We start from the raw sequence: 10,302 nt of genomic DNA, 5'->3' as shown, positions 1-10,302 counted from the left end.
CCCCGGCGCCCGCTGCCGGAGACGGCCGTGCTGCCCGCGGACGGGGGCGACTACCCGCCGGAGCCGCCACCGGCGGCGCGTCGGCGGCCGATGCCGCCGGCGTACCCGCAGGCCGCGATCCGGCCCCGCCGCTCGGTCACCCGGCGCCGTCCGCGCCACTGGCTGCGCCGCGTCCTGGCGGTGCTGGCGGTGCTGCTGATCGCGATCGTCGGGTTCGGGCTCTACATCGACACCACGCTCAACCGGGTGGAGGCGCTCCCGGCCGATAGTGCCGCCACGTCGTCGGGCACGAACTGGCTCATCGTCGGCTCGGACAGCCGCCAGCAGCTCAGCGACGAGGAGAAGGACAGGTACGCCACCGGCGACGAGACGTCCCAGCTCACCGACACGATCATGCTGCTGCACTCGGGGGCGAGCGGGACGGTGCTGGTCAGCATCCCGCGCGACTCGATGGTGGACATCCCGGGGCACGGCCGTCACAAGATCAACTCGGCGTACGGGCGCGGCGGCGGTCCCGACGGCGGTGGTCCGGAGCTGCTGGTGCGGACGGTGGAAGGGGCCACCGGCCTGCACATCGACCACTACGCCGAGATCGGCTTCCTGGGCATCGTCAACGTGGTGGACGCCGTCGGCGGCGTCGACCTCTGCGTACCGGAGGCCATCAAGGACCCGAAGGCCGCGCTGGACATCCAGGCCGGCTGCCAGACCCTCGACGAGGCCACCGCGCTCGGCTACGTCCGCACCCGAGCCACCGCGAACTCCGACTTCGGCCGGGTGGAGCGCCAGCGGGCCTTCCTCTCGGCGCTGCTGGACAAGGTGACCAGCCCGGCCGTGCTGGCCAACCCGTTCCGGGTGGTCCCGCTGGCGACCGACCTCTCCGGTTCGATCACCGTCGACGGCGGCGACCACATCTGGAACCTCGCCCAGCTCGGGCTCGCGATGCGCAGCCTCGGCGACGGCATCTCCACCACCGTCCCCGTCCGCGACGGGGTGGTGAACTGGGACCGCGAACGCGCCCTGGCCCTGTTCGAGGCGCTGCAGCAGGACCAGCGCCCCCCGGAGAACGCCCTCGGCCCGTGACGGGCCGGTCTTCGCAGGGGCGTCGTGGTCTGCGCAGGGGCCACCGCACCTGCGGAGACCCCTGCGCCTCTGCGAAGTGGGCCGAGTCGCCGCTCAGGCGGGCTTGCGGGCTCGCTTGCGGGGCTCGGCCGTCTCCTCGTCGGAGTCGGCCTTCTTGCGGGCCGCCGGCTTGCGGGCGGGCGCCTTCTTCGTGGTGCCCGACGACGACCGGCTGCCCGAGCGCGCGGGCTTCTTCTCCTCGTCGTCGGACTCGGGCGTGCTCGATTCGGACTTGGTCGACCCGGAGCCCGCGCCCGACCCGCCGGCGGCCGAGCGGGCGGCCTCCACGCTCGCCTGCAGCGCGCTGAGCAGGTCGGTCATGCTGTCGGGGCCCTCGTCGCGCTTCTCGGCGACCGGGGCGGGGCGGGTCTCCCCCGTGGTGCGCTTGCGCTCGATGAGCTCGACGACCGCGTCGCGGTAGTCGTCGTGGAAGTCGGCCGGGTCGAAGTCGGCGCCGAGGCTCTCGACCAGGGACGCGGCCATCGTCAGCTCCTGCGGGCGCAGGTCGACGTCGGTGTCGAGGATGTCGAAGTCGGGTTCGCGGACCTCGTCGGGCCAGAGCATCGTCTGCAGGACGATCGCCTTGTCGCGCACCCGCAGCAGGGCCAGCGTCTCGCGCTGGCGCAGCGCCACCTTGACCACGGCCATGCGGTCGGTCTGCACGAGGGCCTCGCGCAGCAGCGCGTAGGGCTTGGCCGCCTTGGCCTCGGGTTCGAGGTAGTAGCTCTTGTCGAACAGCAGGGGGTCGATCTGGTCGGCCGGGACGAACTCGACGACGTCGATCTCGTGGCCGGTGGCCACGGGCAGGGAGTCGAGGTCCTCGTCGTCGAGCGTGATCAGCTCGCCGTCCTCGGTCTCGTAGCCCTTGACGATGTCGGCGTAGTCGACCTCTTCGCCGTCGATCGAGCAGGTGCGCTTGTACTTGATCCGGCCGCCGTCGGCCGCGTGCACCTGGTGGAAGCGGATGTCGTGGTTGGTCGTCGCGGAGTACAGTTTGATCGGCACGCTGACCAGGCCGAACGACACTGCCCCGCTCCACATCGCGCGCATTGCAGGCTCCCGTCTCCGCCGCGGCGCAGCGTCTGCTCTCCGCGGTACGTCGCTGCCGGTGTCAGCATGTCGGCGTGCAGCCGATGCTCGCCACAACCGGGACACTACCGGCGGGGTCCGACATTTTCTTCGAGGTCGAGTGGGACGGCATGCGGCTGCTGGCCGACGTCGCCGACGGGCGGGTCCGGCTGACCGACCGCGGCGGCCGCGACGTGACGGCCCTGTTCCCCGAGCTCGGCGGCCTGACCCGGCTCGCCCCGGACGTCCTGCTCGACGGCGAGGTCGTGCTGCTCGACGGCGGCGTCCCCAGCTTCGCCGCGCTGACCGACCGCATGCACGAGCCGGTCGACCCGCGGGCGGCGCAGGCGCGCCCGGTCACCTACATGGTCTTCGACGTGCTGCGGCTCTACGGCGTGCCGCTGCTGGAGCGGCCGATGGGGGAGCGGCGCGCGACGCTGGAGCGGCTCGACCTCGACGTGGTGGCGAACCTGTCGCTCTCGCCCCTCTACACCGACGGGGCGGCGTTGCTCGACGTCACCCGCCAGCGGGGGATGGCGGGGGTGGTCGCGAAGCGCCGCGGCGGGACCTACCGGCCGGGGGAGCGCAGCCCGGACTGGGTGGTGACGCCGCACCGGCGCACGATGGCCTGCGCGGTCGGGGGCTGGCGGCCGGCCCGGGGCGTGGCCGACAGGGTGGGCTCGCTGCTGCTCGGCCTGCCGGACGGACCCGGTCTGCGGTTCGTCGGCGCGGTCGACGTGGCGCACGCCGGCCCGGTCGTGCAGCGCGTGCTGCAGGGGCGGCTGGCGGCGACGGCGGTCCCGGCGTTCACCGCGGGCCTGTCGCGGGCGCAGGCGGCCGGGGCGCGCTGGTGCGAGCCGACGACGGTCGTCGAGGTGGCGCACGGCGGCCGCGGACCCGGCGGCCGGCTGCGCGACCCGGCCCTGCGGGGCATCCGCGACGACCTGCACCCGACCGACCTGCCCCCCGAGGTCCCGGACGACGCTCCCGACCCGGTCGGGTGACCCCGCGCCGCCCGGCCGTCGGCCCGATCGACCTCGCCGGTCGCCGCGACCGCGGATCGTGACAGATGTGCCGCTGCGGGAGGACGTGCGGAAGGCGCCCGGTCGTCTACCGTGGTCCCGGTGACGACCATGCTCACGTGGCAGGCCGAGGACGGTCACGGGCTCGAGGGCACGCGGCTCAACATCGGCGCAGGCGGCGCGTACCGGGCCCTCAGCCGGATGGTGCGGGTGCACCCCGACGGCGACTTCACGGCCTCGTTCCGGCTGGTGGTCGGCTCGGGGGGTGAGCTGCAGCGGTTGTCGATCACCAGTGCCACCGCGAACCGCGAGCGCCACCTGACCCTCAACCGGACCGAGGACGGCTACTGGCTGCTCGACACCGGCTCCGGCGGCGGCCGCAACGAGTTCGGCGGCGCGCTCGACATCGACCTGCAGTACAGCCCGATGCTCAACACGGTGCCGATCCGCCGGCTCGACCTGCACCGCAGCGGTGGCGACCACACCATCCCGGTGGTGTTCGTGTCGCTGCCCTCCCTCGAGGTCAGCCAGGTCACGCGGACCTACCGCACGGTCTCCCCGCTCGACGACTCCGGCCACGCGCTCATCGAGCTGCAGTGGGACGACAACAGCGCCGAGCTCGTCGTCGACGCCGACGGCGTGGTCGCCAGCTACCCCGGGCTCGCCACCCGGGTCGGCCCGAGCACCGCCCCGGCCGCGACGACCTAACCCTTCGGTCGGTACGCCAGCCGCGGGAGCACGCGGCCGGGTATCGACTCGGAGGCGACCTCGCCGACCCTGCTCGCCCCCATGGCGAGGTAGAACGCCTCGGCGTACGGGTCGGCGTCGATCGTCACGCGCTCGGCCCCCAGGTCCGCGGCGGTGGCGGCGGCGTGCGTCCACAGCTCCCGCCCGACGCCGGCGCCGATGTGGTCGGGGTGCACGAACATCATGCCCAGCTCCAGCTCGGGCGCCTCGCCGACCAGCGTGCAGAAGCCGGCCACCCGGCCGTCGCGCTCGACGACCGCAGCCCGCTGGGCGACGACGTCCTCCGCGGTGAGGGTCAGCTCCTCGCGGCAGGCCGCCAGGAAGGCGGCGTCGTAGCCCCAGTGCCCCTTCGAGGCCAGCGCCAGCGCGCTGAGCAGCTCCGCTTCGTCCGGCCGCGCCGCCCGCACCACCACGTGCGCGAGGCTACTGCGGCCCGGTCGCCCACCCGAGCACCGGCGAACCCGCGCGGCCGATCGCGCGCAGCTCGTCCCACGGTTCGCGGCCGGTGATGCGCACACCCGGCTCGTTGCGGGCCGCGGCCCAGCGCTGCCGGCCCTCGTAGCCGGCGTTGACCGTGGCGGCCAGCCCGCCGGTGGAGGCCAGCGCCCCGCGCATCGCGCCGAGCCGGCCCAGCGCCTCGTCGACCGCGGTGAGCAGGGCCCGCCGGTTGCCGTCGCACATGGCCAGCACCAGCTCCGGGCGGGTGCCGGCGACCCGCGTGCCGTCGGCGAAGGAGGACGCGGCCAGCGCCATCGGCAGGCCGGGGTCGTCGTCGGGCAGGCCGACGCCGGCCCCGGTGGAGGCCAGCACGGCGGCCAGCAGGTGCGGCAGGTGCGACACGCGGGCGACGGCCAGGTCGTGCTCCTCGGCGCCGGCCGGCACGACGTGCGCTCCGCACGCCCAGGCCAGCTCGGCCACGTCCGCCCACACGTCGCGGTCGGTGCCGTCGTCGGCGCCGACGACCCAGGCCGCGCCGGTGAACAGCCCGCCGTGGCCGGCGGCCCAGCCGGAGTCGGTGGTGCCGGCCATCGGGTGCCCGCCCACGTAGCGGGCCCGCGGCGCGTACCGGGCTACGGCGTCGACGACCGCGCCCTTGACGCTCACCGCGTCGGTGAGCCGGCACCCCGGCGCGGCCGCGTCGACCAGCCGCAGCACGTCGGGCAGCACGGGCAGCGGGGTGGCCAGCACGACCAGCGCGTCCTGCTCGGCCGCCCTGGCCAGCGCGGCCGTGGTGTCGGTGGTGACGTCGTAGCCGTCGGCGCGGGCCTGCGCGGCGGTGTCCTCGGACGCCGTCGCCGCCCACACCTCCCGACCCGCCTTGTCGGCGGCCCGCACCAACGACCCGCCGATCAGCCCGGCACCGACCACGCACACCGCTCTCACGGACGGTCAGCCTACGGCGCCGGTCCGCCGCCACGAACGGGGAAACGCCCGGCTACCCGGCGTCACGAACCGGTGATCGCCCCGGCGACCCGCAGCACCCCGCGCTCCTCCAACCGGACGCCGACCACCTGGACGCCGGCGGGGAGGCCACCGTCCGCGACCCTCCCGGGCACCGAGACCGCGGGCCACCCGGTCTGGTTGAACGGCAGGGTCAGGGCCAGCAGCGACGCGGCCACCGGCACGGCCGCGCCGCCGACCTCCACCTCGCGCTGCCCGATCGGCGTGGCCCGCAGCCGGGTGGTGGGCAGCAGCAGCGCGTCGACGCCGTCGACGGCCGCCCGCAGCCGCGGCACCAGCCGCCGTCGGGTGCGCAGCGCCTCGACGTACACCCCGGCCGGCATGTCGGCCTGCAGCAGCAGCCGCTGCCGGGTGAAGTCCTGGTAGTCCCCCGGGCGCTCGGCCAGCCAGCGGGCGTGGGTGGCGTGCGCCTCGGCGCCGACGATCGGGCCGTAGGTGGCGGCCAGCTCGTCGATCATGGGGGTGCGCAGCTCGACGACCCGCGCGCCGCGCGCCTCCAGCCGCCGGGCCGCGGCGGTGACGGCCTCGTCCAGCGCCGGGTCCAGCGCCTTCCAGTAGTCGTCGAGCAGCAGCCCGATCCGCACCCCGTCGACGCCGGGGGCCTGGATGCCGCCGCCGGTGCCGTCCGGGCGGGCGAGCACGTCCCAGGCCACCGACGCGCCGTGCACGTCGGCGGCGAGCAGCCCGACGTGGTCGAAGGTCTCCGACAGCGGGAAGACGCCGTCGGTGGGCAGCGCCCCGTAGGTCGGCTTGAGCCCGACCACCCCGCAGAGCGCGGCCGGAGTGCGCACGCTGGCCCCGGTGTCGGTGCCCAGCGCCAGCGGGAGGTGCCCGGCCGCGATCGCGGCCGCCGACCCGGACGACGAGCCGCCGGTGATCCGGGACGGGTCGTGCGGGTTGCGGGCCGGCCCGGTGGCGGCCACGTCGCCGGTGGGGCCGTAGGCGAACTCGTGGGTGTGCAGCTTGGCGACCGGGATCGCGCCGGCCCCGCGGAGCCGGGCGACCACCGCCGCGTCGGCGTCCGCGGGCGGGGCCCCGGCCAGCACGGCCGACCCGGCCGTCGTGCGCAGCCCGGCCACGTCGAACAGGTCCTTCACCCCGAGCGCGACCCCGTGCAGCGGGCCCCGCCACCGGCCGCGCGCCAGTTCGGCGTCGAGTTGGGCGGCGGCCGCGAGCGCCGCGTCGGTGTCGAGGGCGATGACCGCGTTGTGGTTGTCGGCGGCGAGCCGGTCGAGGACGTCGGTGATGTGCTCGACGACGGACAGCTCGCGGGACCGCAGGGCCATGGTGAGCTCGCGCAGCGGCATCGTCGGGTGGGTCGGCGTGGTCACGGCCCAACCCTGCCCCCTCCTGGTCGGGCCGGGGGGACAGGGGTGCCGGTCCGGCTACCGCCGCAGTGCGTCCAGGGCGAGGGCCGCGTACACGGCGACGCCGGTGGTCATCGCGTCCTCGTCGAAGACCACGCGGTTGGAGTGGTTGGGCGGGGCGGTGGCCGGGTCCGTGCCCGGGGGGCACCCGCCCAGGAACGCCAGCGCCCCCGGCACCCGCTCCAGCACGTAGGAGAAGTCCTCGGCGCCCATGATCGGGGCGGGCATGGTGACCACCCGGTCGGGGCCCAGCAGAGCGCGGCAGACACCGGTGAGCCGGTCGACCGCGCCTGCGGCGTTCACGGTCACCGGGTAGCCGACCTCGATCTCCACCTCGGCGCGGCAGCCGTGGGCCAGCGCGGTGTGCGTGCAGATCCGCCGGATCCCGTCGTGCGCGCGCTCGCGCGTCTGCGCCGACAGCGTGCGCAGCGTGCCCTCCAGGAACGCGGTCTCCGGGATGACGTTGCTGGTGGTGCCGGCCCGGATGTGGGCGATGGTGAGCACCGCGGGCTGGTGGGCGTCGAGCCTGCGGGTGACCATCGTCTGCAGCGCCCCGACCATCGCCGCCGCCGCGGGCACCGGGTCGAGGGCGTCGTGCGGCGCCGAGGCGTGCCCGCCGCGCCCGGTCACCGTCACCTTGATCACGTCGGCGGCGGCCATCAGCGGCCCCGGCCGCACGTGGACCTCGCCGGTGGGCAGCGTCGCGCTGATGTGCAGGGCGTAGGCGGCGTCCGGGCGCCCGGCCGGCCCGGTGCGGTCCAGCAGCCCCTCGTCGATCATGTACCGGGCGCCGTGCCAGCCCTCCTCGCCCGGCTGGAACATGAACAGCACCCGCCCGGCCAGCTCGGCGCGGCGGTCGGCGAGCACCCGCGCGGCCGAGGCGAGCATGGCCACGTGCGTGTCGTGGCCGCAGGCGTGCATCGCGCCGGGCTCGGTCGAGGAGTAGCCGAGCCCGGTGTCCTCGGTGAGGGGCAGCGCGTCCATGTCGCCGCGCAGCAGCACCGTCGGGCCGGGGCGGGCGCCGTCGAGCACGGCGACGACGGAGCTGGTCGAGCGGCCCAGGTGGACCTGCAGGGGCAGGTCGGACAGCGCGGCGAGCACCGCGTCGCGCGTGTGCGGGAGGTCGAGCCCGATCTCCGGGTGGCGGTGCAGGTCGCGGCGCAGCGCCACCGTGCGGTGCTGGACGTCCTGCGCCCGGCGCACCAGGCCCGTCATCGACACGTCCAGCGACATGTCCCCGATACTGGCACCCTCCCGGGGTGCGGCGGAGGTGAACTTGCCGCTGTGGTTTGGACCACAGTCACCCCTGGGCTTACCGTAGTCTCATGGCAGTGCAGAGCATCGAGGCGCCGGCGGGCGTACGGGACGACGCCCTGCCCGGTTATGCCGTCGCGGCCATCCGGGAGGACGGCCGCTGGCGGTGCGTCCGACTCACCGCCGAGGCCCTCGTCGACCTCGACACCGCGATCACCGAGCTGCGGGAGCTGCGCTCGCAGGGGGCCGTGCTCGGCCTCCTGGACGTGGACGACGAGTTCTTCGTCCTGCTGCGCCCCACCCCCGGCGGCGTGTCGCTCATGGTGTCCGACGCCGTCGCGGCGCTCGACTACGACGTCGCCGCCGACGTGCTCGACCTGCTGCGCATCGAACTGCCCGCCGACGAGGACGCGCTCGACGACCCGTGGCCGGAGGGCGACCTCACCATCCTCGCCGACCTCGGCCTGCCGGCCGACGAGCTGGAGGTGCTGGCCAACGAGTTCGAGCTGTGGCCCGACGAGCAGCTCGCCGCCATCGGTCGCCGCTGCGGCTTCGCCGCCGAACTGGCCGAGGTCGTCGACGCGCGGTGACGGCGGCGCCTGACGGGAGCGGGGCCCGGCGTCGACCCACGCCGATCGGAGCCCTCCCGGACACCTCCGACGAGCGCCTCGTCCGGCGCGCCCTCGAACTCGCCGCTGCCGCGCCCCGCACCGGCGACGTCCCGATCGGCGCGGTCGTCGTCGACGCCGACGGCGTCGAGCTGGCCGCGGCCTGCAACGCCCGCGAGGCGCTCGACGACCCGACGGCGCACGCCGAGGTCCTCGCCCTGCGCGCGGCGGCGGCCGTGCGGGGCGAGTGGCGCCTGGAGGGCTGCACCCTCGCGGTGACCGTCGAACCGTGCACGATGTGCGCGGGCGCGATCGGCCTGGCCCGCGTCGAGCGGGTGGTGTTCGGGGCGTGGGAGCCCAAGACCGGCGCGGTCGGCTCGCTGTGGGACGTCCTGCGCGACCGCAGGCTCAACCACCGCCCGGAGGTCGTGGCGGGGGTGCTGGCCGACGAGTGCGCCGCCCTGATGGAGTCGTTCTTCGGCGGCTACCGGTGAGGAAGCGCGTGCGCGTCGGCGCGTACGTCGTCTGCGTCCGCGACGGCGCCGTGCTCCTGTCCGGGGGCGTCGACCCCGACGGCCGCGTCGAGTGGGGCCTGCCCGGCGGCGGGCTCGACCACGGCGAGCAGCCGCACGAAGGCGCCGTCCGCGAGGTCGCCGAGGAGACGGGTTACGCCGTCCGGCTGGACGCGCTGCTGACCGTCGACTCGCTGCGGCTGCGCACCCGCCACGTCCCGCCCTACGACCTGCACGCCGTGCAGATCGTCTACGCCGGCACGGTCGTGGGCGGCGACCTGCGGTTCGAGATCGGCGGCAGCAGTGACCGGGCCGCGTGGATCCCGCTCGCCGAGGTCCCCGGCCTGCGCCGGAGACCGGTCGTCGACGTGGGCCTGGCCGCCTGCGGTCAGCCGACGTCGACGCCGTACCGGACGGCCAGCTCCGACATCCCGTCGTCGTAGCCCTGCCCGACCGACCGGATCCGCCACCGCTCCCCGCGTCGGTACACCTCGGCCACCAGCAGCGACTGCTCCGTCGTCGCGGCGTCGCAGACCCCGCGGGCCACCGCCGCCCCGCCGGAGTCGGTCAGCAGCAGCTCCACCGGCCCCACGTCGCCGAAGCGGGTGCCGTCGGTCGTCGTCGCGGCCAGCACCACCCGCCCGCCCGCGCCGGCCAGCTCGTCGAGGTCGAGCACGGCCCGCGCCTCGCCCGCCGTGTCGACGGTCAGCTCGACCTCGCCGCGCGGGGTGACGAGGTTGTTGAAGAACGCCATGTGCTCGTCGGAGAGCACGCGCTGGTCGTCGCCGACCACCAGCGCGACCACGTCGAGCTCGGCGCCGCCGTCGGCCGGCCAGCTGACGAACGCCTCCCAGCGCCCGACGCCGTCGGGCAGGTCGATCACCTCGCCGCGGCGCAGGCGGGCCACGGCGGGCTCGCCGGTCGGGTCGGCGGGGCCGCCGGCGGGCGGGGCGAGCGTGTCCGGATCGAGGCGCGGCAGGTCCAGGGTGGCCCCGAGGCGCCGGTCGCCACCGGCGCCGTCCAGCTCGACGACGTGGGTCACCGACCCGGTCAGCCGCACGGCGACCGTCGCGCCGCGGTTCTCCGCCTCCGCGCGCACCGCCGCGGCCCGCTCGTGCGGGCCGCCCAGCACCAGCACGCGGAC

Annotated in this window: 12 protein-coding genes; 6 read left to right on the top strand and 6 right to left on the bottom strand. The window is 75.7% G+C overall.

Annotated elements, in window-relative coordinates; translation table 11 throughout:
* A partial coding sequence (locus KIK08_RS34220) for an LCP family protein (protein WP_308258070.1) occupies window positions 1-1,080 on the top strand: 1,080 nt, incomplete at its 5' end.
* A gap of 93 nt (window positions 1,081-1,173) precedes the next feature.
* Here the strand turns inward: KIK08_RS34220 and ku are convergent.
* Window positions 1,174-2,160 carry a non-homologous end joining protein Ku gene (ku, locus tag KIK08_RS34215; protein ID WP_434056944.1) on the bottom strand — a complete coding sequence of 329 codons (987 nt, stop codon included), beginning with the start codon at window positions 2,158-2,160 and terminating at the stop codon, window positions 1,174-1,176.
* Window positions 2,161-2,252: 92 nt separating this feature from the next.
* Here ku and KIK08_RS34210 point away from each other — a divergent pair, with 92 nt between their 5' ends.
* A complete protein-coding gene (locus tag KIK08_RS34210) occupies window positions 2,253-3,191 on the top strand; it encodes an ATP-dependent DNA ligase (RefSeq protein ID WP_214407460.1) in 939 nt (312 codons plus the stop codon).
* A 129-nt stretch (window positions 3,192-3,320) separates the two neighbouring features.
* Window positions 3,321-3,917: a putative glycolipid-binding domain-containing protein gene (locus tag KIK08_RS34205; protein ID WP_250558403.1), complete on the top strand. Its 597-nt coding sequence runs from the start codon at window positions 3,321-3,323 to the stop codon at window positions 3,915-3,917.
* Here the strand turns inward: KIK08_RS34205 and KIK08_RS34200 are convergent.
* From KIK08_RS34200 to KIK08_RS34185, 4 genes are all read right to left on the bottom strand, one after another.
* Window positions 3,914-4,369 carry a GNAT family N-acetyltransferase gene (locus KIK08_RS34200; protein ID WP_214407458.1) on the bottom strand — a complete coding sequence of 152 codons (456 nt, stop codon included), beginning with the start codon at window positions 4,367-4,369 and terminating at the stop codon, window positions 3,914-3,916. The two genes, KIK08_RS34205 and KIK08_RS34200, sit on opposite strands and share 4 nt — an antisense overlap.
* A 10-nt stretch (window positions 4,370-4,379) precedes the next feature.
* Entirely contained in the window at window positions 4,380-5,339 is a 960-nt protein-coding gene (locus tag KIK08_RS34195) for a prephenate dehydrogenase (protein ID WP_214407457.1), read from the bottom strand.
* A gap of 62 nt (window positions 5,340-5,401) precedes the next feature.
* Window positions 5,402-6,748 (bottom strand): amidase, encoded by a 1,347-nt coding sequence (locus KIK08_RS34190; RefSeq protein ID WP_308258069.1) that lies wholly within the window; start codon window positions 6,746-6,748, stop codon window positions 5,402-5,404.
* Window positions 6,749-6,802: 54 nt separating this feature from the next.
* A complete protein-coding gene (locus KIK08_RS34185) occupies window positions 6,803-8,017 on the bottom strand; it encodes a M20 metallopeptidase family protein (RefSeq protein WP_214407456.1) in 1,215 nt (404 codons plus the stop codon).
* Between the two features lie 92 nt (window positions 8,018-8,109).
* Between KIK08_RS34185 and KIK08_RS34180 the strand changes: the two genes are divergently transcribed.
* The 3 genes from KIK08_RS34180 to KIK08_RS34170 are packed head-to-tail and all read left to right on the top strand — an operon-like array spanning window position 8,110 to window position 9,601.
* Window positions 8,110-8,628 (top strand): tRNA adenosine deaminase-associated protein, encoded by a 519-nt coding sequence (locus tag KIK08_RS34180; protein ID WP_214407455.1) that lies wholly within the window; start codon window positions 8,110-8,112, stop codon window positions 8,626-8,628.
* A gap of 44 nt (window positions 8,629-8,672) precedes the next feature.
* Window positions 8,673-9,140 carry a nucleoside deaminase gene (locus KIK08_RS34175; protein WP_214407462.1) on the top strand — a complete coding sequence of 156 codons (468 nt, stop codon included), beginning with the start codon at window positions 8,673-8,675 and terminating at the stop codon, window positions 9,138-9,140.
* Between the two features lie 8 nt (window positions 9,141-9,148).
* Window positions 9,149-9,601 (top strand): NUDIX hydrolase, encoded by a 453-nt coding sequence (locus KIK08_RS34170; protein WP_308258068.1) that lies wholly within the window; start codon window positions 9,149-9,151, stop codon window positions 9,599-9,601.
* On the opposite strand, the gene KIK08_RS34165 is transcribed toward KIK08_RS34170, so the two are convergent.
* A partial coding sequence (locus KIK08_RS34165) for a TerD family protein (RefSeq protein WP_214407453.1) occupies window positions 9,547-10,302 on the bottom strand: 756 nt, incomplete at its 5' end. The two genes, KIK08_RS34170 and KIK08_RS34165, sit on opposite strands and share 55 nt — an antisense overlap.

This window comes from Pseudonocardia lacus, assembly GCF_018531445.1.
GTDB lineage: Bacteria > Actinomycetota > Actinomycetes > Mycobacteriales > Pseudonocardiaceae > Pseudonocardia > Pseudonocardia lacus.
This window is presented reverse-complemented; position numbering and strand designations above follow the sequence as displayed.